Origin of the sequence: Nonomuraea sp. CA-218870 (assembly GCF_050936535.1) — a bacterium.
In the GTDB taxonomy this organism is placed as follows: Bacteria; Actinomycetota; Actinomycetes; order Streptosporangiales; family Streptosporangiaceae; genus Nonomuraea; species Nonomuraea corallina.
The window spans coordinates 324,498-347,417 of record NZ_JBNJMN010000001.1; the positions used below are offsets into that span (position 1 = coordinate 324,498).

Here is a 22,920-nt window from a genome sequence, read left to right on the forward strand (position 1 = left end):
AACCCGGCCCGGTCCTGTGGTGCGGCGGCAGGGTGGGCCACCAGGCGAAACCACCGCCGGGACGACTGAAAGTTTCACTTGGGATTGTCGGACTTAGTCCGGACATGTTGTAATGCGATCACGCGAGTGCTGCCGGGCGGGCGGGTCGTGGTGGGTTCCTCTGTCATGCGTGTGAGCAAAGGAATCTTGTCCATGAGAGTCATGCGTTCGGTGGTCCTCGCGGCCGCCGCGGCGTTCGCCATGATCATCACCGCCTTCGTGATCCCCCAGTCGGCCCAGGCCCACGGCGTCACCATGTTCCCCGGCAGCCGCACCTTCCTGTGCTGGCAGGACGGCCTGCGGGACAACGGCGCGATCGACCCGTACAACCCCGCGTGCGACGCGGCCGTCGCGCAGAGCGGCACCACCCCGCTGTACAACTGGTTCGCCGTGCTCCGCTCCGACGGCGCCGGCCGGACCAGCGGGTTCATCCCCGACGGCCAGATCTGCAGCGGCGGCACCGGCGGGCCGTACGACTTCAGCGCCTACAACGCGGTGCGCAACGACTGGCCCAAGACCCACCTGACGTCGGGCGCGAACATCCAGATCCGGCACAGCAACTGGGCGGCCCACCCGGGCTCGTTCGACCTCTACATCACCAGGAACGGGTGGAACGCGAACGGCCCGCTGCGCTGGGCCGACCTGGAGAAGTTCGGCACCGTGAGCAACCCGCCGCAGTCGGGCGGCGTGGGCGCGCTCAACTACTACTACTGGAACTCCACGCTCCCGTCCGGCAAGAGCGGTAACCACATCCTGTTCATCCACTGGAAGCGCTCCGACAGCAACGAGAACTTCTACAGCTGCTCGGACGTCGTCTTCGACGGCGGCAACGGCGAGGTCACCGGCGTCGGCCCGGGCGGCGGGCAGTCGCCCGGCCCCGACCCGACGGACACGCCGACCCCGGACCCCGACGCGGACTGCCAGGCCACCTTCCGCGGCACCTACAACGGCTGGGACGGCCACTTCCAGGGTGAGGTGACCGTCCGCAACACCGGCACCACCCCGATCAACGGCTGGACGGTGTCCTGGACCTACACCGGCGGCCAGGGCTTCTCGGGCTCGCCCTGGAACGCCACCCTGACCGGGCAGCCGCCCAACGTGGTGGCCAAGAACGCGTCGTACAACGGGCAGCTGGCGCCGAACGGCTCGACCACGTTCGGGTTCAACGCCACGGGCAGCGTGCCCAGCCCGGTCCCGACGCTGACCTGCACGAGCCCGTAGAGGCAGGCCGATGCTGGAGGACGTACGAAGGCCACCGGCCCGGCGGCGCGGCTTCCTGGCCGTCGCCGCCGTGGTCGTGGCCGCGATCGCCGGTACGTCGCTCCTCGCGGTCCTGCGGCAGCCCGAGCTGCCGCAGGACCTGCACGGGGAGCTGACCGCCCGGGTGACGGCGCTGCTTGAGCGGTCCTCTCCTGAGGAGCACCACCACCACGGGCATCACTTCGAAGAGGACGCCGGGAAGATCATCTGTGCCGTCGACCCGTTCGGCGTGGCCCCCGAGGGCGCGCGGAGCGTGGCCGAGGTGGAGTGGGTGTACGCCCGGCACATGTGCGCGATCACCGGCCCCGGCACGGACTGGAAGACGTCCGTGCGGGTCGCCGGCCCGCTCGCCGTGCGGCTCGGCCACCACACCGAGGTACGGGTGCCCGCCGCGGGAGACGGCTACCCGGAGCGGGTCAGGGAGCTGATCCCTGAGCGCCTGCACGAGGAGGCCTTCGCGGACTTCGGCGACGACGCGGCGCTGGATGCCGCGCGGGCGAGGTTCGAGCAGGCCAGGTAGGACCTTTCGAGCAGTCCGAGGAAGAAGCGGGGCCCGGCCCGACGGGCGGGACGGGCCCCGCGGAAGCGGGCGGGCACCGGCAGGAGCGGTGGCCCGCAAGCGAACGCGGCCGGCGGAGGGGGAGGACTCTTCAGGCCGGCCGCGTTCGCGCCATCCGGGCGGGATGGGTTCGCAGGGGCGGTTCACTTCATCGGGATGGGCCTCACCTCCTCGGCGTGGGGGACGGGTCGGTCAGGTGGCGCAGGTGTAGCCGGACGGCACGCTCGTCTGTCCGCTGGGCCGGGAGGCCTGGAAGCCGAAGCCGGTGCTGCCGCCGGGGCCGAGGTCGCCGTTGTAGCCGACGTTCCTCGCGGTCACGGTCTGGCCGCTGACGGAGACGGCGGCGTTCCAGAAGCCGGTGATCTGATGGCCCGCGGGCAGCGTGAACGTCACCGTCCACCCCGTCACGGCCGAGGCGCCGGTGTTGGTGACGCCGGCCTGGACGACGTACCCGCCGCCCCACTGGCTCTGCACCGTGGGGGTCACCGAGCAGCCGCCGCCGCCCGAGCCCGGCTGGGTGGTGAACGAGCCGTTCGGCGACGACGCGGACTGGTTGCCCGCCGCGTCCCTGGCTCGCACGTACACCTGGTAGGCGGTGGCCGGGGTCAGGCCGGAGAGCGTGATCGCGTTGGTCGCCGTCTGGCCGAGGAGCGTGCCGCCGGAGCGGTAGACGTCGTAGCCGGTGACGCCCACGTCGTCGGTGGAGGCGGTCCAGGTGAGGCGGGTCCCGGTGGCGGTCACGTTCGACGCGGACGGGGCTCCGGGGGCGGACGGCGGGGTGGTGTCGTCCTCGCCGCCGCCGCCGTAGATCGCGGCCTCGCGGGCGGTCGCCCTGATGCCGTTGGTCCCGTCGAAGAGCCGCCGGCCCCAGGAGGTGAGCTGGGTGACGTCGAAGTTCGTGACCTGGTCCAGGTACTCGACGCCGCCGCCGTTGCCGCTCCACGACCAGCCGAAGTAGCCGAGGCCGCGGCTCACGGCCTGGGCCATGATCGTGTCCTCGTCGGGGTTGCCGTCGGAGTGGTCGTGCCCGAACTCGCCCACGACCAGCGGCAGCCCGGCGGTCCTGAACGCGTCCATGTAGGCGGTGATCTCCGCGGCCGTGTCGAAGACCCCGTACATGTGGATCGAGAAGATCACGTTGCGGTCGGGGTCGCTGTCGAAGACGGTCCTGGCGTTGTCGCGCATGGTGAACTGCCAGTCCTGTCCCCAGTTGGGGGCGTCGACCATGAGCGCGTGGTCGAAGCCGTTGGTCCGCAGCTTCTGGATCGCGGCCGAGGTGGCGGCGGCCCAGCCGGGCGTGACGGCGTTGTTGCCGATGGGCTCGTTGCCGATGTTGACGATGACGTGGTCCTCCTGGCCGGCCAGGGCGGACTTGACGCTGATCCAGTAGTCGGCGGCCTGGTCGAGGGTGTAGGCGCCGCTCTGCTCGCCGTACCCGGTGGTGTCGTGGTTCTCCAGGACGCAGATCAGCCGGTTCTGCTTGCACAGGGAGACGACGCCGGCCACGTCGGCGGCGTTGTTCGGGGTCCATCGGCCGCCGCTGAGCACCACCCGCACGGCGTTGGCGCCCAGCGACTTGATGTCGCGGAACGCCTGGGTCTGGCCGGTGTACCAGGCGTGCGGGTGGCTGGTGCCGCGGAGGATCAGGTTCTGTCCGCCGCGTTCGACGATGTTCGCGCCGCTGACGTGGATGCCGACGGCGGCGTGCGCCGGCTGGCTGACCAGGACGACCGGCAGGAGGATGATCGCCGCCAGGGCGGCGAGGCGTGATCTCATGTGCTTTCCTCAGGGGCGCAGGTGATGGGCTGGGGCACGACGCCGGAGCCGTTGGCCAGGAAGCCGAACGTCGTGGCGCCGCCGGGGGCCAGGGAGCCGTTCCAGGCCTCGTTCCGCACCGTGATGGCCGAGCCCGACGCGGTGTGCCTGCCGCCCCAGATCTGGGTGATGGCGCCGGAGCCGGTCCAGGACACGGTCCAGCCGGTGATGGGCGTGGTGCGGTCGTTCTTGACCGTGACCTCGGCCTGGTAGCCGCCGCTCCACGTGTTGACGACCTTGAACGCGGCGGTGCAGCCGCCGGTCGGGGCCGGTTCGTCGGTGGTGGTGAACGTGACGTCGCCGGACGGCGGCGAGGCGTTGCCCGCCGCGTCCCTGGCGACGACGTGCGCCGTGTAGGCGGTGCCCGGGGTGAGCCCGGTCAGGCCGAAGGTCGTGCCGGTGGCCGTGCCCGCCTTCTCCCCTCCCAGGTGGACGTCATAGCCGGTGACGCCCACGTTGTCGGTGGCCGCCGTCCACGTCAGCCTGGCCGTGGAGCCGGTGATCGCGGAGACGGCCGGGGTGCCCGGTCTGCCGGGCGGGGTGTCGTCCTCCTCCTCGGGTGCCGGCGGCCGGCCCCAGATCCTGGTGCCGCCGCTGTGGAGCGTGATGTTGTCCACCCGTACCGGCGTCGCGCCCGGCGTGGTCGCCACGCCGCGGTAGGACCAGTCGTTGGCCGGGTCCCACGTACCGGAGCTGGCGATCCTGAACTGGACCTCCCTGCGGTGCTGCGACTGTCCCGCCGGGGCGATGTCCTGGCCGGAGCAGTCGACGGCCACGTAGTACGTGCTGCCGCCGGCCGCGTGCAGCGTCGGGGCCGCGCACTGGTTGTACGCGGACGACACGGTGATCTGCGAGGCCGTGGTGGCGCCGTCGAGAGTGAAGTAGTAGCGGAACGAGCCGTCGTCCAGCACCCTCGCGGGCCAGGCCGACCGGTTGCGGACGATGGCCTTGATCTCGGTGAAGGTCGTGCCGGCGGCGTTCACCGCGGCCTCCACGAAGATCTCCGGCCCGTCGGGCGTCTCCTCGGCGGGGAAGCCCGCCGCCGGCGGCCCGCCGTACTCCCGGTAGAGCCGGGCGAGCGCGCTGGTGAAGCCCGCGTTGTAGTCGGTGGCGACCTCGTTCATCACGTAGTCGTCCCGCTTGTCGGTGTAGGCGTCGTTCGGTTCGGGCGGCCCGCCGACCAGCGCCCCGTACAGGGTGTGACGGGTCTCCACCGGGGAGGAGATCTGGTCCGTCCACGAGCCGTGCGCGGTGCGGTGGTGCGGGTTCTTCGGCGGGTTGGCGCCGAACCCGATCACGTAGGACGAGTCGCGCGGGTTGTCGCCGAGCGCGTAGTCGATCTGCCGTACCGCGAAGTCGTGGTAGCGGGCCTTGCGCGTGGCGTCGGTGATCGAGTCGCTGTGCACGAGCGCCGCGAAGGCGGTGTTGGCCGCGTACCGCAGCGACCCCCACCGGTCCAGCACGGCCTGACCGCCGGGCGAGTACGCCACCCGGGAGCCGTTCACCCCGACCGTCCACCAGTCCAGCCAGCGGTTGGCGTCGTCGAGGTACTTCTGCTTGCCGGTCAGCTTGTGCAGCAGCACGTAGGCGCCGTAGGACTTGTCGTCCCAGGCGATGGTCCACTTGTACGACTTGATGGAGGTCTGGGGCTCGGTACCGAGGCTGTCGTAGAGCGACTCGGCCTTGGTCAGGAAGGCCGGGTCCTGCGTTGCCCTGTACAGCCAGATCGCGCCCCAGACCAGCTCATCGGTGTATCCGCTCCACGAGTTGTAGAAACTCTGGGCGTCGGTGATGCAGTCGCTGTACTTCTTCCTCACGGTGTCGGCGAAGGTGTAGAGCTGCCTGGCGTGCGTGACCAGCGTGTCGGCGTAGCCGGGGTCGGTCGGCCGGAAGACGATCGACGCGGCGGCCATCGCCGCCGCCGTCTCCCCCGCCAGGTCCGACCCGCCGCACGACGCGTCGATCTTGTACGCGGGACGGGCCATGGACATCGCCTCGGCCGGGCCCCACCAGGCGTGGTCCGCGCCGCCGTTGCCCACCTGGCCGTAGAGCACGTTCGGCGACGGGTGGGCCTTGATGAAGTAGTCGTTGACCCACCTGAGGTTGTCGAGCAGGTGGGTGAGCTGGCCGGAGTCCTGGTAGGCGTCGCGGTACTCGACCGCGCCCCAGGCCAGCATGGTGGCGGAGAACGCCATCGGGAAGCCGAACTTGACGTGGTCGCCGGCGTCGTACCAGCCGCCGGTCAGGTCGAGCCCGGCCGTGGCGCCGTCGTCCAGCGCGGAGTCGCCCCGCCAGCTCACGCGGTTCCAGTCGGGCAGCTCGCCCGACTGCTGGGCCTCGTAGAACCAGAGCGACTTCTGCAGGGCCTCGCCGTACGCGAACGCCGGGGCCGCCGCGGCTTGGGCGTCCGGTACGGCGAGGAGCGGAAGGGCGAGGGCCGCCGCCGCGACGGCGGCGGCCCTCCGGAGGGTGCGGCTGATCACGGGAAGAGCCGCCCGTATTCGGCCAGGGCCACGGCCACGTCGACCTGCGCCCAGAACCGGTGGTAGTTGAACGTCGGCACCGGTCCGGTGCCGTTGAGGTACGCCTGGACCTCGGGCCAGTCCGGGTCGTCCTCGTAGAAGGACCTGATCGACATGAACGTGGAGTTCGAGTTGATCGGGTCGCCGTTCGGCATGGTGCCGGTCCAGCCCGGCGGCACGTAGACCGGGTCGTCGACGCGCTGGTAGTCCGCCTTGGTCTCCTCGACCGAGACGCCCTTGTCGTCGCGGTTCTCCCACACGGCGTCGAGCAGCGCCTTGGCCGTGTCACGGGCCTCGGCGTGGTTGGCCCTGGCCGCGTAGTACATCAGCACCTTGGCGTAGGAGCCGGCGACGCCCACGTCCTGGGTGTGGTTGACGACCTCGACGTGCAGGTTCGGGTTGGCCGGCGGCATGCCGGTGGTGGCGTTGAAGTTGCCCGCCGGCGCGCCGGTCCAGCTCAGCGTGGACGGGATCTCGTAGCTGCCGTCCGACCCGACCGTGGTGTTGTCGAGCGCCCAGGCCACCCACTTGTCGAGCAGCCGCTTGGCGTCGGCGTTGCCGGTCACGTTGTACAGCTCCGCGACCCGCTCCATCGTCCACGCCTGGAAGCCGAACCACTGGTTGGACGGCGGGTCGTGGTAGACGGGCTGCCAGTCGTAGGTCATGCCGTGGAACTTGGGCAGGTTGCTCGGCGGGGTGCCGTAGTCGCCTTCCCAGCTGTTGGTTGCGCCGCCCGCGATCGCGCCCTCGGCCGACTGCAGCCAGGTGTAGAACTGCAGCTGCCGGGTCAGGCTGGTGCTCCAGTCGTTGGCGCCGGTGGAGCTGCGCGGCCGCAGCTCGGTGACGTTCGACAGGGCCCAGGCCGCGAACGGGTTCTGGTAGCCGGAGTGGTTGTGGCTGGAGCCGATCCGCCAGGCCCACCCCGCGTTGGCGTCGGTCGCGCCGCCCCAGGCGTAGTACCAGGACATCAGGTAGGAGGCGGCGTTCTTGCCGGTGCCCGCCGGGCAGGACGGGCTGGTGCACCCGGGCTGCTTGAAGTACTTGTCGTACATCGAGTAGCGCAGGTAGTCGCCCATCTTGGCGGCCTTGGCCACGGTGGCGGAGATCTGCGACTCCTTGCCCTGCGCCTTGGCCCAGGTCAGCGCCCAGTACGCCACCTGCACGGCGCGGGCGTCGGCGTCGGGGGCGTTGGTGTACTTCCACTGCTTGGCGTAGGAGGAGTCCTTGATGAACAGGTCGAGGAAGCCGTTGGGCCCTCCGTGCTCGAACGTGTCGCACGAGGGCTGCGGGATCGTCTCGAACACGGACTCCTCGGCCCCGCGCTGGTAGGTGTTGATGTAGGCGGGCTTGGTGGTGCCGTCGCCGCAGCGGCCGAAGCCGTAGGTGTTGTCGACGTCGAGCAGCCAGTGCATGCCGTAGATGTCGCGGGTGCCGTACGCGCTCTGCAGCTCGTTCGCGATCGGGTCGGTGCCCACGCTCACGCCCTGCTCGATCTGCGACGGGTAGTTGCTGACGCTGGGGTGCTCGGCCGCGTACGTGGCCGGCTTGGACGGGTCGTAGAACGAGTTCGTCGGCTGGTCGGCGGTGGCCGGGATGATGTACCTCTCCATGGAGGCCCAGGCGTTGTTGAACTTCGACCAGTCACCGGTGACCTGCCCGTAGACCGCCTCCAGCCACAGGTAGTAGCTGTAGGCCTCGGACGTGGTCTCGTGCCCGTGGTCGGGCGCCTCGACCATGAACGTCTCCACCGAGTGGTACGGCACGCCCTCGGGCGAGAAGTAGCCGTTGGCGGGGTCGTGCAGGTCGTTGTACATCTCGGTGAAGCGCTGGATGTACTCGTTGTCGCCGCCGGACCCGTCGTCGTCCACCTCGGTGACGGTGACGTCGATCGGCGCGTACCCGCTCGCGCTGACCCGGAACACGGCGGAGCCGCTGACGTCGTCCGCGTCGTCGGCCGCGTTGAGCGTCACGGTCTGCGGGCTGTTCCAGTTGGACGTGCTGAACGTGCGGGTGGCCCCGGTGCCGACGGTCAGGTCCGTGTCGCCGCTGACCCGCGCGGTGGTGACGGACACGTTGCCGGAGGGCTGCGCCGACAGCCGGACGCTGAAGGAGGCGTTACCCGACTCGGGCACGGCCAGGGTGAGCGGGCTGACGAGGAGCGCGGGGGTGTTGCTCGACGTGACGGTGATCCCGACCGGTGACGACACGGTGGTGTCTCCGTCGTCGTCGGTCGCCCTGGCGGTGATCGAGTAGTTCCCTGCCGCCACGTTCTGCCAGTTGTAGGTGTAGGGCGCGCTGGTGTCGCTGCCCAGCAGCGTGCTGCCCTGGTAGAAGTCGACCTTGGCGACGGTGCCGTCGGCGTCGGCGGCGGTCGCGGCGATCGGCACGGTGGCCGGGGCGGTGAAGCTCTGCCCGGCGGTCGGCGAGGTCAGCGAGACCGTGGGCGGGTTGTTGACGGGCCCGCTGCCGCCGCAGGTGGTGCCGTTGATCGCGAACGTGGTCGGCGCCGGGTTGCTGCCGGACCAGGTGCCGTTGAAGCCGATGGAGGTGCTGGCGCCGGTGGCCAGGTTGCCGTTCCACGGCATGTTCTGCGCCGTGACCCGCGTGCCGGACTGGCTCCAGCTGGCGCTCCAGCCCTGCTGGTAGCGCTGGGTGGTGGTGGGGAAGTCGAAGGTCAGGGTCCAGTTGGTGAGCGGGTCGCCGCGGTTCTCGATGGTGATGGCCGCGGTGAAGCCTCCGCTGGAGCCGCTGCTCCAGTCGTTGGAGGCGTAGGTCACCTGGCAGGCGACGGCCGCGCTGGCCGGCGCCTGGGCGAGTACGGTGGTGGTGCCCGCCACGAGGACCAGGACCGCGGGTGCGGCGAGCCTCCTGGCCAGGCGTGAGAGCATCGAACGGGGTCTACGGATCACGGCTGCTCCATGGGAGTAGGGGGTGGGAGCGCTCCCATGGGGATTGTGCGACGCGCCGTGGAGCAGGTGTCAACGAAACGCCCTCCGCATGACAGCCGTATTTCCTCTCACCTGGTGGCGTGGCATGAAAGTTTCACGCCGGTTCGTCGGCGTTCGGCGAGCGTGTGACCGCGGGGCGGGGCTCGCGCAGCGTCGTCGGCTGTACACCCTGGCGGACCCGGTTGCACGATGGGAGCGCTCCCAAGTCAGCCTCTGTCCCCCCTGGAGATGATGACTCGTGAACATCCCACGCGGCCTGCGTAAATGGGCCGTGACCGCGACCGCGACCTGCGTCGCGGCCTTCGGCCTGGTCGCCGGGCAGACGACGGCGGCGCACGCCGCGGTCTCCTGCGACGTCGTGTACACCGCCAACACGTGGACATCCAGTCCGGGACAGGGTGGCTTCACCGCCGGCATCACGCTGAAGAACCTCGGTGACCCCCTCAGCAACTGGACGCTGACCTTCGACTTCCCGACCACCGGCCAGCGCTACACGCCCGAGGGCTGGGGCGCCGGCTGGAGCCAGTCCGGCACCACCGTGACCGGCAGGAACATGCCGTGGAACGGCAGCCTGGCCACCGGCGCCAGCACCTCCATCGGCTTCAACGGCACCTGGTCCGGCAGCAACCCGAACCCGACGTCGTTCGCCGTGAACGGCACCACCTGCGGCGCCCCCGGCGGCGAGACCCCCTCGGTCGTCACCTCCGCCAGCTCCCTGGCGGTCCCCGAGGGCGGCACCGCCACCTTCACCGCCCGCCTGTCATCCGCCCCCTCCGCCAACGTGACCGTCAGCACCACCAGGACCAGCGGTGACACGGACCTGACCGTCTCCTCCGGGGGCTCACTCACCTTCACCCCGTCCAACTGGAACACCCCGCAGACCGTGACCCTGGCCGCCGCCCAGGACGCCGACACCGTCTCCGGCACCGCCGCCTTCACCGTCGGCGGCACCGGCGCCACCTCGGCGACCGTCAACGCCAGCGAGGTGGACGACGACGCCGCCCAGGAGCAGTCGCTGATCGTCACGCCCACGTCCGTGACCGTGCCGGAAGGCGGCACCGCCACGTACACCGTCCGGCTGGCCGCCAGGCCCAGCGCGAACGTGACCGTCACCTCGACCGGCGGCAGCGGCGACACGAACCTGACCGTCTCCTCCGGGGCCTCGCTCACCTTCACGCCGGACAACTGGAACACCCCGCAGACGGTGACCCTGGCCGCGGCGCAGGACTCCGACACCACCGCCGGCACCCGCACCTTCACCGTGGCGTCCACCGGCCTGACCTCACGGACCGTCACGGCCGCCGAGGCCGACGACGACGGCGGCACCAACCCCGTCCACGTCGAGAACCCGTACGCCGGAGCGACCGGCTACGTCAACCCCGACTGGTCGGCCAAGGCCGCGGCCGAGCCCGGTGGCGCCGCGGTGGCCAACATCTCCACCGCCGTGTGGATGGACCGGATCGCCGCCATCGCCGGCTCCGCCTCCGCCATGAGCCTGCGGGAGCACCTGGACGAGGCGGTCACCCAGGACGCCGCCAACGGCGCCACGCCGCTGACCATCCAGGTCGTCATCTACAACCTGCCGAACCGCGACTGCTCGGCGTTGGCCTCCAACGGCGAGCTGCGCATCGCGCAGAACGGTTTCAACCGCTACAAGGCCGAGTACATCGACCCGATCGCCGACATCCTCGACGACCCGCAGTACGCCAACCTGAGGATCGTCACGATCATCGAGCCGGACTCGCTGCCCAACCTGATCACCAACACCGACCAGTTCGCCGACTGCCGCGAGGCCGACGGCCCCGGCGGCTACCGTGACGGCGTCCGCTACGCGCTCGACAAGCTGCACGCGATCACCAACGTCTACACCTACGTCGACGCCGCTCACCACGCCTGGCTCGGCTGGGACTCCAACTTCCAGCCCGCGGTCGACCTCTTCTACCAGACCGTGGCCGGCACCGCCGCGGGCGTCGACAGCGTGGACGGCTTCATCGTCAACACCGCCAACTACTCCGCGCTCAGGGAGCCGCACTTCACCGTCAACACCATGGTGAACGGCACCAGCGTCCGCCAGTCCGAGTGGGTGGACTGGAACTACCACGTCGACGAGGCGGGCTTCGCCACCGCACTGCGCAACGCCCTGATCGCCAAGGGCTTCCGCCAGGGTCTGGGCATGCTCGTCGACACCTCGCGCAACGGCTGGGGCGGCACCGCCCGGCCGGCCGGGCCGAGCACCTCGACCAACGTCAACACGTTCGTGGAGGAGTCGCGCACCGACCGCCGCATCCACGCCGGCAACTGGTGCAACCAGAGCGGCGCGGGCCTCGGCGAGCGGCCGCAGGCCAGCCCCGCGGCCGGCTTCGACGCCTACGTGTGGATCAAGCCGCCGGGTGAGTCCGACGGCGCCAGCAGGGAGATCGACAACGATCAGGGCAAGCGCTTCGACCGGATGTGCGACCCCACCTACACGGGCAACGAGCTCAACGGCAACAACCTGACCGGCGCTCTGGCCGACGCGCCGATCTCCGGCCAGTGGTTCTCCGCCCAGTTCAGGGAGCTGGTCAGGAACGCGTACCCCGCGCTGTCCTGACCTCCGGCACCTGATCACCAGCACAGGGCCCAGACCGCCGGACCTGCCCCGGTCTGGGTCCTGTTCCCACCTCAAGGCGAACGCCCCGTCGCACGCGGCGGGGCGTTCGCCGCGCTCTCAGCGCGCGTTCCTCTCGCGCCACTCCGCGACCAGGCGCTCGACGTCGTAGGGCACGAGGTTGAGCGGCGGCCCCGGCAGCCCGGTCCTGATGGCCTCGAGGATCCGGTCGTTGATCTCGCCGGCGATCCGCCGCACCTCGGCCTCGGTACGCGCCCCCTCGGCCTGGCGCAGCGCCTCCTCCGCGTCCTTGCGCAGCTGCAGCGTCGGCGGCAGCGGCATCGACAGGCCCTCGGCGCGCACCTTCTGCTTGACCCACCACAGCTCGTCGTACGGCTGGTCGAGCCCCGGGATGGGCTTGCCGGCGCCGGGCAGGTCGTCGAACTCCCCGCGCTCGATGGCCTCGCGGATCTGCCGGTCGACCCAGCTCTCGAAGGGCACTCCCGGTGGTTTGCGCTCGCTCACGCGCGACCCCCTGATCTCGGCTCTCCTTGCGAGGCTACCCGGGGGATGCGAGAGCCCCGCCTGCCGGCGACCGGTCAGCCAGGGGCCCCGGCCCGTGGTCAGGCGGTGAACCCGCCCGGCTGCCTGTCGGCCGCCACCCGGATGCGCTTCATCGGCGACCGGCGCCTCACCCGGCGCACGGGCAGGAGCATGGTGATCTCGACCCGGGTGCCGCGCGGCCCGGTGCGGACGGTGACGCCGTCGCTGAGCTCGCGGATGAGGTAGAGGCCCCGGCCGTCGCACACCGTCTCGGGAGGCGGGCGGTGGACCTCCGGATAACCGCCGGGGATGCCGGCCCCGTGGTCGACGGTCTCGGCGCCCAGCACCCCGTCCACCGTCCACAGCTTCACGTGGCCGTGCCCGCCCGCGTGGGTCACCACGTTGATGACGCTCTCGTGCACGGCCAGGACGAAGTCCTCCAGGCGAGGGCTCGCCAGCCCGCAGCCCGTCGCGTGGCGAGCGACCGCCTGACGCAGGTCGGCGACCTCCGTGCCGGCGATGGATCGGGTCAGCAGAGTGCGCATCCCAGCCTCCTCACGCTTCCTCCGTGTCGGATGACACGCAGGCCGCGCTTCCGGACCTCGCGCAGTCCGCTTGTTCCCCCGGTCTGCCCGGTTTACACCCGGATCAGCCTTCGGGGGTGGAACGGCTGCCGACTCCCGTGACGAGCTCGCGCAGCCGGCCCCGCGCGCTGTCGGGGGCGAGCGGCGCGGTGTCCGCCCCGGCGCCCTCCCGGATGCCCTCCAGCGCCTCCAGGATCGCGTCCTGCGCGGTGTGCCGGGGCTCCCAGCCGAGCTCCTCCCGCGCCCGGTCCGTCTTCATCAGCGGAATGGCGAGCGCCAGCTCCAGCAGGCCGGGCGCGGCCGGCACCAGCCGCAGATGCCAGCCGGCCGACGCGGCGGCCCTGGCGAGCGGCCCGGAGACCGGCACCACCCGCGCGCCGAGCAGCTCCGCCAGCGCGCGCGGGTCGAGCACCGGCTCGGCCGCGAGGTTGAACGCCCCGCTGACCTCCCGGGTGACGGCCAGCCGGTACGCCTCCGCGGCGTCCTCGGTGTGCAGCACCTGCAGCTTCAGCCCCGGGATGTCGGGCACGAACGGCACGCGTCCCGCCTTGACCAGCCGCCGCGGCAGGAACGGCCCGGCGAACAGCCTGCGCTGCTCGGTGCCCGCCTCCCGCTTGAAGATGAACCCGGGCCGCATGCGGACCACCCGGATGCCCGGGTTGTCGTTCTCGAACACGTCGAGCACCCGCTCGACGTAGGCCTTCTCCCGCCCGTAGGCGGCGCCGGGGAAACCGTGCGTGGGCCAGCTCTCGTCCACCCGCGTGTCCTTGGGCCGGGGGGAGTACGCGCCCACCGAGGACGCGTACACCAGCGCGGAGACGCCCGCCTCGGCGGCGGCCCTGAAGACCCGCGTGCTGCCGAGCACGTTGGCCCGCCAGGTGACGACGGCGTCCCTGGTCGGCTGGAACAACCACGCCAGGTGCACGACCGCGTCGGCGCCCTCGAAGATGGGCGACAGGTCGGAGCGGACCACGTCGGCCTTGTGCCACTCGACCCGGCCCTCGCGCGAGCCGGGCGGCCGCCTGGCCACGCCGACGATCGACGTCACGCTGTCGTCCGCTTCGAGTGCCCGCACCACGCTGGTCCCGACGTTGCCCGTCGCCCCCACCACCACGACTCTCATGCGCGTGTGGCTGCCCAGGGCACGGGGCGCGAAACCGCCCGGGTCACGGCCTGAGCAGGATCTTGACCGCCCCGTCCCGCTTCTTCTGGAACATCTCGTACGCTTCGGGCGCCTGGTCGAGCGGCATGGTGTGCGTGGCGAGGTCCATCACGCCGAGCGGATCGCCGTCGTCGATGAGCAGCGGCATCAGCGCGTCGATCCAGCGCTTGACGTGCGCCTGGCCCATGCGCAGCGCGATGCCCTTGTCGAACATGCGCAGCATCGGCAGCGGGTCGGTCATGCCGCCGTAGACGCCGATGACCGAGATGGTGCCGCCGCGCCGGACGCTCTCGATGGCCTGGTTGAGCGCGGCCAGCCGGTCGACGCCCGCGTGGGTCATGAGCGACGCGGCCACCGCGTCCGGCAGGAGGCCGGTGATCCTCTGGGCCAGCTTGCCGGCCGGCGAGCCGTGCGCCTCCATCCCGACCGCGTCGATCACCGAGTCGGCGCCGCGCCCCGAGGTCAGGTCGCGGATCGCGGCGGGCACGTCGGTGACGTCGGCCGCGTCGATCACCTCGACGCCGTGGCGGCGGGCCATCTCCAGGCGGGCGGGCACCCCGTCCACGCCGATCACCCGGTGACCGCGGTGACGGGCGATGCGGGCGCACATCTGCCCGATGGCGCCCAGGCCGAAGACGGCCACGCTGCCGCCGTCGGGCACCTCCGCCCACTCCACGGCCTGCCAGGACGTGGGCAGCACGTCCGACAGGAACACGAACCGCTCGTCCGGCGGCCCCTCAGGCACCTTGATCGGGCCGAACTGCGCCTGCGGCACCCGCAGGTACTCCGCCTGCCCGCCGGGCACCTGGCCGTAGAGCCTGGTGTAGCCGAACAGGGCCGCGCCCATGCCGTGCTCGCGGACCTGGGTGGTCTCGCACTGGGCGTACAGCTCCAGCCCGCACATGTGGCAGTGGCCGCAGGAGATGTTGAACGGGATCACCACCCGGTCACCCGGCTTGAGCCCGGTCACCTGGGCGCCGACCTCCTCCACGACGCCCATGGGCTCGTGCCCGAGGATGTCGCCCTCCTGCATGAAGGGTCCGAGCACCTCGTACAGGTGCAGGTCGGAGCCGCAGATGCCGGTGCTGGTGACCCGGATGACGGCGTCGTTCGGCTCCTTGATCTCCGGATCGGGTACTTGTTCGACCCGTACGTCCCGTTTTCCGTGCCATGTGACGGCCTTCATGGTTCCCTCTCTCGTCGATCCGCCCCGCATACCCCCGGGGCGGCCCCCTAGACACGGGTCACGGCGGGGGCATGCGGCGGCTCCGGCGGGGTCAGGCGAGCGGCCGCGCGCGGGCCTCCTGGCGCCAGCCCATGAGCTCCAGCAGCCGCTTCTGGCACGGGGTCAGGTTGATCAGCCTGATCCACCGGTCTTCCGGCGGCAGCGCGGGCAGGGCCAGCACGCGCAGGCCGGACAGGTCGACGAAGGTCAGCGCGCCGGTGTCGACGACCAGCGGCTCGCCGCCGTTCCACGAACATCGCAGGGTACGGGCGAGCTCCTGGCTGTTGGTGAGGTCGACCTCCCCCACCAGGAGGATCGTCATCGGCGGACATCGCGCGATGACGCGCACCTGGGCGTCCTGGTAGAGCAGTCGTTCCGTGTCGTCGCTCATCACGCGCACACCCCCCTCTCTGGCTCAGGGGGTTGTCACCGGGCCTCGTGGCGGAAGGCGCCGGCCGCTGCCCACGATACACGAAATATGCTCGTCTATGTAATCTTCGTCGGAAAATGACCGAATTGACACCTTCTCATGAAGGCCGCCGACGGGGGCCGGCCGGGGGAACGAGCGTGCTCGGGGAAGGCCAAACCCCTTTCGGGTAACGGAATATGCCGCGCCTTTGAATGAGGAAATGTCCGGACTGCTCCGCTTTTGCCGCTGCGCCATTAGAGGCTATTTTTCAGCTTGTCGCCATACACGCGTCCCTCCTGGTTAAAGGGCGTTTTATCCCCATAGCTTGCCGAGCATTCATCAGAGGGAAAGCGAGGCTGCGCCGGCGGCGAGGATCGGCGCGTCCAATGACGCAGAAGCGGTGAACCAGAGATGCGGGCACTACGCGTACTCATACTCACAGCCCTGGCCTGTGCTTTTGTCGGCGCCGTGAATTCAGCCACGGCAATGGCCCACGACTGTTCCTCCTGGGACGCGGACGACTGTTATGACGACGCTCCGGCGTCCGATTACCACCGGGGGCGGATGGCGGCCCGGACCGCGCTCGGCATGGTCGGGCTCCCGTACTCGTGGGGCGGAGGCGGCACCGGCGGCCCCGGCTACGGGATCGGCCGCGGCGCCAGGATCTGGGGGTTCGACTGCTCCGGGCTCGCGCAGTACGCGTGGGCCTCAGTGGGCGTGACCATCGCCCGCACCTCGCAGGCGCAGTGGCGCGAAGGGGCCCGGGTCCCCAGGAACGCGGTGCGCCCCGGCGACCTGGTCTTCTACGACAGCAACCGGCGCCGCCCGGGCCCCGAGCACGTCGCCGTCGCGATCGGCCGCAAACGGATGGTCAACGCCCCGTACACCGGCGGCCGCGTACGGGTCGAACCCCTCGACCGGCGCACCTACCTCGGCGCCGTCCGCCCCGGCCTGAACCAGGACCGCTGAACCCCCGCGGCGGCCCGACGCCGAGCCCGGCTCAGGGGGTGGTGCGGCGGGGCGGGGGCGCGGAGGCGGCGTTGTCCGGGCGGGGCCAGGAGGCGGTGATGTGCTCCATCGCCGTGTTGAGCCGCCGCAGGGACGCCAGGCAGGCGCGCATGCCGTCGACGCCGAGCTCTCTCTCCAACCTGGCGGCCAGTTCCCGATGGCCGGGATTGATCTTGGCGATCGCCTCCCTGCCCTCGGGGGTCGGGGTGAGGAGCTTGGCGCGCTTGTGCGCGGGGTTCGGCCGGTACTCGGCCAGGCCCTTCTCCACCAGCAGGTCGGCGACCCGCTGCACGCCCTGGCGGGTCATGCCCATCGCCCTGGCGATGCCCGCCGCCGGCAGTGGCTCGCGCAGCACCGCGCCGAGCACCTGCCACCAGGCGGCCGTCAACCCCGCCGGGCGGGCCAGGGTCTCGGACATCTCCAGGAACCGCCCGTGCAACCGGAACACCGTCACCGCGGTGTCCGACAGCAACGTCCCCACCTCGTCCGGGTGCGTGTCCGCGTCGCTCACGCCGACACCAGGACCTCGTACGCCGACGCGTCGCTGCGGGCGAAGAGCCGGTACCACGCGTCGATCACCTCGGGGCGGCTGACGTCGAGCCGGCGGAAGATCTCCCTGGCGAACGCCACCGGCTCGGTGGGCCCGGCCGTGACCAGGTCGCCGTCGGTGACCGCGTCCGCCTCCACGTAGTGGCCGGCGCCGGAGTAGCCCTCCTGGGCCTGGAGGTACTCCATCGCGCCGCTGGTGTGGGCGCGCCCGTCGAGCAGTCCTTCCCTGGCGAGCCCGGCCGTGGCCCCGCAGATCGCGGCGACCGGGACGCCCGCGTCGAGGAACGCGCGCGCCGTACGGGCGAACGGCGCCAGGGAGTCGCCCAGGTCCCACAGGTCGGCGCCGGGCAGGATCAGCAGCGCGCTCCGCTCGGGTGTGAGCTCGTCGAGGGTCAGGCCGGGGGTGATGCGCAGGCCGCCCATGCTGGTGACGGGGTCGCGGGTGAGACCGACCATGACGATCTCGTAGCCGGTGCCGTCGCGGTGGAAGCGGCCGCTGCGCAGATGGGCCGTCGCGTGCCCGACCTCCCAGTCGGCCATGGTGTCGTACGTCGCCACGTGGATCGTCTTCTTCTCTTCGTTCATGACAATATACTGTCATAACGACATCATGCTGTCAACTGTTTTCGTGCGAGGATAGGCTCATGGCAGAGATCGTCGGGGGTGGGCGGCCGGTCAACGACGCCGAACGGCGCGTGATCGCGTACCTGAGAGACCACGCGCCCGCCGACTGGCTGCTGCTCCACAACGTCGAGGTGCCCCGCGGCGACGATCTCTTCGAGGTGGACCTGCTGGTGCTGACCGGGCACGCGCTGGTGGTCGTGGACGTCAAGGGCACCAGGGGCCGGATCGAGGTGTCCGGCGCGCGCTGGTTCCCGCCGCGCAGGGAGGCGTTCGGCTCGCCGGTCACCAAGCTGCGCGGGACGGCCAAAGCGCTCAAGGGCCTGCTCGTCTCGCGGGCGACCCAGCTGGAGCGGGTCTACGTCGACGCCCTGGTGGTGCTCACCTCGCCCGACGCCCTGCTGGTCGACCCCGCCGGACGCGACGCGGGCAACGTCACCGACCTGCCCGGCCTGATCCCGACCTTGAGCGACGTCAGGCGGGTGCGGCGCGGTTGCAGCCCCGACGTGCGCCCCTACCTGACCGCCGTGCTCGACGCGCTCAACCAGACCGTGCGGCGCAGCACCGCGCCGCCCCGGTTCGGCAACTGGGAGGTCGAGGAGCAGCTCGGCGGCGACGCACGGGTCACCGAATACCGCGCTTTCAACGCCACGCTGCCGGGCAGCGAGACGGTGCTGCTCCGGGTCTACCAGGCCGACCCGCTCGCCGACCAGGCGGCCAGGGCGGCCGAGCGGCAGCGCATCGCCAACGCCTACCAGACCCTGGCCAGGATCCCGCCGCACCCGTGCGTGGTGCGCTCGCGCGACTTCTTCGCCATCGACGACGAGAGCCGGTTCGTGCTCGTGCTCGACGACGTCCACGGCCAGGCCCTCCACCTGCGGCTGGGCCGGGGTGAGCGGCTGAGCGTGATCCAGGACCTGCTGCGCGGCCTGGCCCACGCGCACGCCCACGGGGTGATCCACCGCGCGCTCACCCCGGCCAGCGTGCTGGTGACCGACGACGGCCACGCGGTGCTGACCGGGTTCGACTACGCCAAGCCGGGGCCGCGCGACTACACGGTGGTGCACGAGCTCCACAACGTGCTCGACGCCCATTACGTCGCGCCCGAGTGCCACGACAAGGCGGATCGGATGACCGCCGCCGCCGACGTGTACGCGGCCGGCGTGATCGCCTACCAGCTCCTCACCGGCGCGCTGCCGACCAGCGCCGACGCGTACGGGCAGGAGGTCCCCGAGGTGGTGCGGCGCATGATCGACCCCGTCCCGGCCAAGCGGCCGACGGCGGCGGAGTCGCTGGCCGCCCTGGAGGGCGCGGGCTCGGGCTCCCGCGTCAGGCGCCTCTTCCGCCGCCTGCTCCCCAACGGCTGACCACCCACGAGGGTGGCGTCCCCCGGCCTCCCCATGCCATGCTCACTGTTATAGAACTCTCTTCAGAGTTATAGAACGAGGTGAGTGCGGGATGCGATACGTGTCGCCATGGCGTGCGGCCGGCCCGGTGGCCGGGACGATGGGCGAGCCCGGGGCGCGGGGCCGGTTCGGGCCCTACGGCGGGCGGTACGCGCCGGAGTCACTGGTGGAGGCGTGCCGCGAGGTGGAGGAGGCGTTCCGGGCGGCATGGGCGGATCCGGGGTTCCGGGGCGACCTGGCGGAGCTGCTCGCCCTGCACGCCGGGCGTCCGACCCCGCTCACGCCGGCCCGGCGGCTGTCGCGGGAGCTGGGCGTGCGGCTCTGGCTCAAGCGCGAGGACCTCGCCCACACCGGGTCCCACAAGATCAACAATGTGCTGGGCCAGGCTCTGCTCGCCGCGCGGATGGGACGGCGGCGGTTGATCGCCGAGACGGGGGCGGGCCAGCACGGGGTGGCCGCCGCGACCGCCGCCGCGCTGCTCGGGCTGGAGGCCACGGTCTTCATGGGCGAGCGCGACATGGAGCGGCAGGGCCTGAACGTCTTCAGGATGCGCCTGCTGGGCGCCGAGGTGGTCCCGGTGACCACGGGCAGCCGCACTCTCAAGGACGCGACCAGCGAGGCCATGCGGCACTGGGTGGGCGCGACCGGCGACTCCCACTACTGCGTCGGCTCGGTGATCGGCCCGGACCCGTACCCGTGGATGGTCAGGGAGTTCCAGCGGGTCATCGGCGACGAGGCCCGCGCGCAGTGCGCCGCCGAACTGCGGACCGGCGTGCCCGACCATGTGGTCGCGTGCGTGGGCGGCGGCTCCAACGCGGCCGGCACGTTCGCCGGTTTCGCCGACACCGCGGCGCGCTTCGTCGGCGTCGAGGCGGAGGGCGGCGCCGGGGCGGCCCGCGGCAAGCTCGGCGTCCTGCACGGCTGCCGCTCGCTGTTCCTCCAGGACGACGACGGGCAGATCGTCGAGGCCCACTCCATCGCCGCCGGGCTCGACTACCCCGGGGTCGGCCCGGAGCACGCCCACCTGCGCGACCTGGGCCGGGCCCGGTACGTCACGGTGACCGACGAGGAGGCGGCCGGCGCGGCGCTGCGGCTGGCGCGCACCGAGGGCATCGTCCCCGCGCTCGAGTCGGCGCACGCCCTCGCCTGGGTGATCCGCGCCGCGGGCGACGGCGACCTGCCCGCCGGATCGACGGTCCTGATGACGCTGTCCGGCCGGGGCGACAAGGACATCTCCACCCTGAAGGAGCTGCTGTGACCGTCGAGGACCGTCTGCGCGCCCGCCGGGACACCGGCCGCGGCCTGCTCATGCCGTACGTCACCGGGGGCGTCGCGCCCGGCTGGACGCGGTACCTGGAGGCGTTCACCGCGGCCGGGGCCGACGCGATCGAGGTCGGGCTGCCGTTCTCCGACCCGACACTCGACGGCGTCACCATCCAGCGGGCGAGCGAGGCCGCGCTGGCCCGGGGGGCGAGCACCCGCCGCGTCCTCGCCGACCTGGCCGAGGTCGCCGGCCTGGGCGTGCCGCTGGTGGCCAGCACCTACTACAACCTGGTGCTGCACGACGGGCCGGAGGCGTTCTGCGCCGCGCTGCGCCGGGCCGGCGTCGGCGGCCTGATCGTGCCCGACCTGCCGGTCCACGAGGCGGACGAGCTGACCGGCGTGGCCGCCGCCGCCGGGATCGACCTCGCCCTGCTGGCCTCTCCGGCCACGCCGGACCCGAGACTGGCGGAGATCGCGCGCCGCAGCCGCGGGTTCGTCTACGCGGTGTCGCTGATGGGCACCACCGGCGAGCGGGCCGGCCTCGCCGCCTCGGCGGGCGAGCTCACCGCGCGGATCAGGAGCGTCTCCGACCGCCCGGTCTTGCTAGGATTTGGCATTTCCACGCCTGACCAGGCGCGCGAGGCACGCCGGCACGCCGACGGCGTGGTGGTCGGCGCCGCGGTCATGCGGCGGGTGCTCGACGGGGCCGGGCCGGACGACCTGCTGGCCTTCCTCGCGGCCCTGCGCCGGGCCCTCGACCAGGAGTGACGCACCACGATGACCCCCGACGCCGGACATGAGGCGAGATACCGCGCCATCGCCGCCGACCTCGCCGCGAAGATCCGGTCGGAACACTACGCCCCGGGCGAGGCGCTGCCCCCGCAGCGGGAGCTGAGCGCCTCCTACGGGGTGACCCTCATGACGCTGCGCCAGGCGCTGCGCGAGCTCAGCGACGAGAGACTGATCGTGCAGCGGCCCGGCAAGGGCACGTACGTGTCGCCGCCCCACCTGGCCTACCAGCTCGGCTCGCTCCGCAGCCTGGCCGACGACCTGCGCGAGCAGGGCCACGACGTGCGGACCGTGGTGGCCGGGCGGGCGATGCGCCGGGCCCCGGCCGTGATCGCCGCCGAGCTGCGGCTGCGGCCCGGCGACACCGCGCTGCGGCTGGAACGGGTCCGCGAGTTCGCCGGCCGTCCCGCCGTGCACCAGGTGTCCTGGGTGCGCAGGCCGGTGGCCGACCAGATCCGCGACCGCGACTTCGCCGCCGTCTCCCTGTACGCGGCCCTGGCCGACGTGGGGGTGGCGGTGGCGCGGGCGTCCGAGGTGGTCCGGCCCGGCCTGCTGGACTCCGCCGCCGCACGGCGGCTGCACGAGCCCGAGGGCAGTCCGGTGCTCCTCAGCACCCGCATCACCTACACGCCCGACGCCGTTCCCGTGGTGTCCGACCACGCCACCATCCTGGGCACCATGATGGAGATCCGCACCGAACGCGCCGCCACCGGCCTGTCCCTGTCCTGGCGCGCGACCAGCTAGGGGCCGTCGCTAGCAGTTCACGCAGTCCACGATGTCGACCACGTACAGCAGCCCGGCGGCCGGCGAGCCGAACGCGACCCGGCCCCCGACCCGCTGGCCGCGCAGCCCCTCCACCCAGCCGGCCGGCGCGCCGTCCCGGGCCAGCGTGAAGGCGGCCGGGCCGCCGGCGCGGTACGAGGAGTCCGCCACGGTCCTCGACGGCCACGCGACGGCGACGTACTGCACCACCACCTTGGATCCGGCGCGCACCGCGTCCCCCGAGCCCCCGATGAGCGTGCGGGCCGGGGCCTGCGGGGTGAGGTCGGCGGGCGGGGTGGGCAGCGGCCGGCCGACCAGGCGGGCGTCCGGCGGGTAGCCGCCGAGCACGTCGATGACCGCCACCAGCGGCTCGCCGGGCCGCAGCCCTTCGGTGTCCGCGCGCAGGTCCAGGCCGAGCACCTGCGCGGCGGGACCGACCACCAGCACCCGGCTGCCCGCCGCCCGGCCGGCGACGGCCTCACGCCAGGCGCGCGGGAGCGGCCGCCCGTCGAGGACGACCGCGACCGGCCGGTGGGTCTCGAACGTGCTCAGCCGGGAGACGTTGTCCTGCCACCGGCGGATCTCGACGTCGGCCAGCACCACGTCCCCGGGGGAGGTCAGCCGTCCCCGGCCCGCCGCCAGCACCGCCATCCGCACCCGGTGACCGGGCCTGCCTCCGGGCACGGTCACCTGCGGCCTGACGCCGAACCCGCCCCTGACCTCCGGCATCGGGGAGGCGGCCGGGGCGGCGCCGCACGAGGCGGCGAGCAGGAGCAGGGCGGGCCAGAGCAGGCGCAAGATTTCCTCCGAAAGACGGCTCGTCCGGATACTCGCCGCGATCGGCACAAGGGATGCCCACCGGGCGACAA

Annotated in this window: 19 protein-coding genes; 8 read left to right on the top strand and 11 right to left on the bottom strand. The window is 71.9% G+C overall.

The genetic code is table 11. The annotated features are described in order from the left end of the window. Nucleotides 1-192 precede the first annotated feature (192 nt). Together ACQEUU_RS01535 and ACQEUU_RS01540 are read left to right on the top strand one after the other, a co-directional pair. Nucleotides 193-1,260, top strand: a complete 1,068-nt coding sequence (locus tag ACQEUU_RS01535; RefSeq protein WP_433059214.1) for a lytic polysaccharide monooxygenase auxiliary activity family 9 protein — start codon at nucleotides 193-195, stop codon at nucleotides 1,258-1,260. Between the two features lie 10 nt (nucleotides 1,261-1,270). Then, the gene (locus ACQEUU_RS01540) at nucleotides 1,271-1,819 is read left to right on the top strand and encodes a hypothetical protein (protein WP_433059217.1); all 549 of its coding nucleotides are present in this window, start codon (nucleotides 1,271-1,273) and stop codon (nucleotides 1,817-1,819) included. Nucleotides 1,820-2,050: 231 nt separating this feature from the next. Here ACQEUU_RS01540 and ACQEUU_RS01545 read toward each other — a convergent pair whose 3' ends face one another. From ACQEUU_RS01545 to ACQEUU_RS01555, 3 genes are read right to left on the bottom strand one after another with little or no spacing between them, the layout of a single operon-like run. Continuing rightward, nucleotides 2,051-3,634, bottom strand: coding sequence for a cellulase family glycosylhydrolase (locus ACQEUU_RS01545; protein ID WP_433059220.1), 1,584 nt, complete (start codon nucleotides 3,632-3,634; stop codon nucleotides 2,051-2,053). Beyond that, complete coding sequence (locus ACQEUU_RS01550; protein ID WP_433071694.1) at nucleotides 3,631-6,210, bottom strand: glycoside hydrolase family 9 protein; 2,580 nt, start codon at nucleotides 6,208-6,210, stop codon at nucleotides 3,631-3,633. Before ACQEUU_RS01550 ends, ACQEUU_RS01545 begins: the two co-directional genes overlap by 4 nt. Further along, entirely contained in the window at nucleotides 6,153-9,083 is a 2,931-nt protein-coding gene (locus ACQEUU_RS01555) for a glycoside hydrolase family 48 protein (RefSeq protein ID WP_433071696.1), read from the bottom strand. Before ACQEUU_RS01555 ends, ACQEUU_RS01550 begins: the two co-directional genes overlap by 58 nt. A gap of 298 nt (nucleotides 9,084-9,381) precedes the next feature. Between ACQEUU_RS01555 and ACQEUU_RS01560 the strand changes: the two genes are divergently transcribed. Further along, nucleotides 9,382-11,733, top strand: coding sequence for a glycoside hydrolase family 6 protein (locus ACQEUU_RS01560; RefSeq protein WP_433059223.1), 2,352 nt, complete (start codon nucleotides 9,382-9,384; stop codon nucleotides 11,731-11,733). A gap of 117 nt (nucleotides 11,734-11,850) precedes the next feature. On the opposite strand, the gene ACQEUU_RS01565 is transcribed toward ACQEUU_RS01560, so the two are convergent. The 5 genes from ACQEUU_RS01565 to ACQEUU_RS01585 all read right to left on the bottom strand — a co-directional run bounded on the left by ACQEUU_RS01565 (nucleotide 11,851) and on the right by ACQEUU_RS01585 (nucleotide 15,635). Beyond that, the gene (locus tag ACQEUU_RS01565; protein WP_433059226.1) at nucleotides 11,851-12,255 is read right to left on the bottom strand and encodes a DUF1992 domain-containing protein; all 405 of its coding nucleotides are present in this window, start codon (nucleotides 12,253-12,255) and stop codon (nucleotides 11,851-11,853) included. Between the two features lie 98 nt (nucleotides 12,256-12,353). After that, nucleotides 12,354-12,818: an ATP-binding protein gene (locus ACQEUU_RS01570; RefSeq protein ID WP_433059228.1), complete on the bottom strand. Its 465-nt coding sequence runs from the start codon at nucleotides 12,816-12,818 to the stop codon at nucleotides 12,354-12,356. 103 nt (nucleotides 12,819-12,921) lie between these two features. Further along, entirely contained in the window at nucleotides 12,922-13,980 is a 1,059-nt protein-coding gene (locus tag ACQEUU_RS01575) for an NAD-dependent epimerase/dehydratase family protein (RefSeq protein ID WP_433059231.1), read from the bottom strand. Between the two features lie 43 nt (nucleotides 13,981-14,023). After that, complete coding sequence (locus ACQEUU_RS01580) at nucleotides 14,024-15,205, bottom strand: zinc-dependent alcohol dehydrogenase (protein ID WP_433059234.1); 1,182 nt, start codon at nucleotides 15,203-15,205, stop codon at nucleotides 14,024-14,026. Between the two features lie 91 nt (nucleotides 15,206-15,296). Then, a complete protein-coding gene (locus ACQEUU_RS01585) occupies nucleotides 15,297-15,635 on the bottom strand; it encodes an STAS domain-containing protein (protein ID WP_433059237.1) in 339 nt (112 codons plus the stop codon). Between the two features lie 504 nt (nucleotides 15,636-16,139). On the opposite strand from ACQEUU_RS01585, the gene ACQEUU_RS01590 reads away from it, so the two are divergent. Further along, entirely contained in the window at nucleotides 16,140-16,622 is a 483-nt protein-coding gene (locus ACQEUU_RS01590) for a C40 family peptidase (protein WP_433059239.1), read from the top strand. Between the two features lie 31 nt (nucleotides 16,623-16,653). Here the strand turns inward: ACQEUU_RS01590 and ACQEUU_RS01595 are convergent, their stop codons facing one another. Together ACQEUU_RS01595 and ACQEUU_RS01600 are read right to left on the bottom strand one after the other, a co-directional pair. Continuing rightward, the gene (locus ACQEUU_RS01595) at nucleotides 16,654-17,172 is read right to left on the bottom strand and encodes a MarR family winged helix-turn-helix transcriptional regulator (RefSeq protein WP_433059242.1); all 519 of its coding nucleotides are present in this window, start codon (nucleotides 17,170-17,172) and stop codon (nucleotides 16,654-16,656) included. Continuing rightward, a complete protein-coding gene (locus ACQEUU_RS01600; RefSeq protein ID WP_433059245.1) occupies nucleotides 17,169-17,795 on the bottom strand; it encodes a type 1 glutamine amidotransferase family protein in 627 nt (208 codons plus the stop codon). The genes ACQEUU_RS01595 and ACQEUU_RS01600 overlap by 4 nt, the downstream gene beginning before the upstream one ends. Before the next feature lie 59 nt (nucleotides 17,796-17,854). On the opposite strand from ACQEUU_RS01600, the gene mads6 reads away from it, so the two are divergent. The 4 genes from mads6 (at nucleotide 17,855) to ACQEUU_RS01620 (ending at nucleotide 22,033) form a co-directional block, all read left to right on the top strand. Then, nucleotides 17,855-19,198: a methylation-associated defense system protein kinase MAD6 gene (gene mads6 / locus ACQEUU_RS01605; protein ID WP_433059248.1), complete on the top strand. Its 1,344-nt coding sequence runs from the start codon at nucleotides 17,855-17,857 to the stop codon at nucleotides 19,196-19,198. Between the two features lie 91 nt (nucleotides 19,199-19,289). Then, complete coding sequence (trpB, locus tag ACQEUU_RS01610; RefSeq protein WP_433059251.1) at nucleotides 19,290-20,495, top strand: tryptophan synthase subunit beta; 1,206 nt, start codon at nucleotides 19,290-19,292, stop codon at nucleotides 20,493-20,495. Further along, on the top strand, nucleotides 20,492-21,268 hold the full coding sequence (trpA, locus tag ACQEUU_RS01615; RefSeq protein ID WP_433059253.1) for a tryptophan synthase subunit alpha: 777 nt from the start codon (nucleotides 20,492-20,494) through the stop codon (nucleotides 21,266-21,268). The genes trpB and trpA overlap by 4 nt, the downstream gene beginning before the upstream one ends. Before the next feature lie 9 nt (nucleotides 21,269-21,277). Beyond that, a complete protein-coding gene (locus ACQEUU_RS01620) occupies nucleotides 21,278-22,033 on the top strand; it encodes a GntR family transcriptional regulator (protein ID WP_433059256.1) in 756 nt (251 codons plus the stop codon). 9 nt (nucleotides 22,034-22,042) lie between these two features. Here ACQEUU_RS01620 and ACQEUU_RS01625 read toward each other — a convergent pair whose 3' ends face one another. Continuing rightward, on the bottom strand, nucleotides 22,043-22,849 hold the full coding sequence (locus tag ACQEUU_RS01625; protein WP_433059259.1) for an FKBP-type peptidyl-prolyl cis-trans isomerase: 807 nt from the start codon (nucleotides 22,847-22,849) through the stop codon (nucleotides 22,043-22,045). Nucleotides 22,850-22,920 lie beyond the last annotated feature (71 nt).

Coding starts and splice junctions, on each gene's coding strand:
- ACQEUU_RS01535 (WP_433059214.1), top strand. CDS start 193: ATGAGAGTCATGCGTTCGGTGGTCCTCGCGGCCGCCGCGGCGTTCGCC.
- ACQEUU_RS01540 (WP_433059217.1), top strand. CDS start 1,271: ATGCTGGAGGACGTACGAAGGCCACCGGCCCGGCGGCGCGGCTTCCTG.
- ACQEUU_RS01545 (WP_433059220.1), bottom strand. CDS start 3,634: ATGAGATCACGCCTCGCCGCCCTGGCGGCGATCATCCTCCTGCCGGTC.
- ACQEUU_RS01555 (WP_433071696.1), bottom strand. CDS start 9,083: ATGCTCTCACGCCTGGCCAGGAGGCTCGCCGCACCCGCGGTCCTGGTC.
- ACQEUU_RS01570 (WP_433059228.1), bottom strand. CDS start 12,818: ATGCGCACTCTGCTGACCCGATCCATCGCCGGCACGGAGGTCGCCGAC.
- ACQEUU_RS01575 (WP_433059231.1), bottom strand. CDS start 13,980: ATGAGAGTCGTGGTGGTGGGGGCGACGGGCAACGTCGGGACCAGCGTG.
- ACQEUU_RS01580 (WP_433059234.1), bottom strand. CDS start 15,205: ATGAAGGCCGTCACATGGCACGGAAAACGGGACGTACGGGTCGAACAA.
- ACQEUU_RS01585 (WP_433059237.1), bottom strand. CDS start 15,635: ATGAGCGACGACACGGAACGACTGCTCTACCAGGACGCCCAGGTGCGC.
- ACQEUU_RS01590 (WP_433059239.1), top strand. CDS start 16,140: ATGGCCCACGACTGTTCCTCCTGGGACGCGGACGACTGTTATGACGAC.
- ACQEUU_RS01600 (WP_433059245.1), bottom strand. CDS start 17,795: ATGAACGAAGAGAAGAAGACGATCCACGTGGCGACGTACGACACCATG.
- mads6 (WP_433059248.1), top strand. CDS start 17,855: ATGGCAGAGATCGTCGGGGGTGGGCGGCCGGTCAACGACGCCGAACGG.
- trpB (WP_433059251.1), top strand. CDS start 19,290: ATGCGATACGTGTCGCCATGGCGTGCGGCCGGCCCGGTGGCCGGGACG.
- ACQEUU_RS01620 (WP_433059256.1), top strand. CDS start 21,278: ATGACCCCCGACGCCGGACATGAGGCGAGATACCGCGCCATCGCCGCC.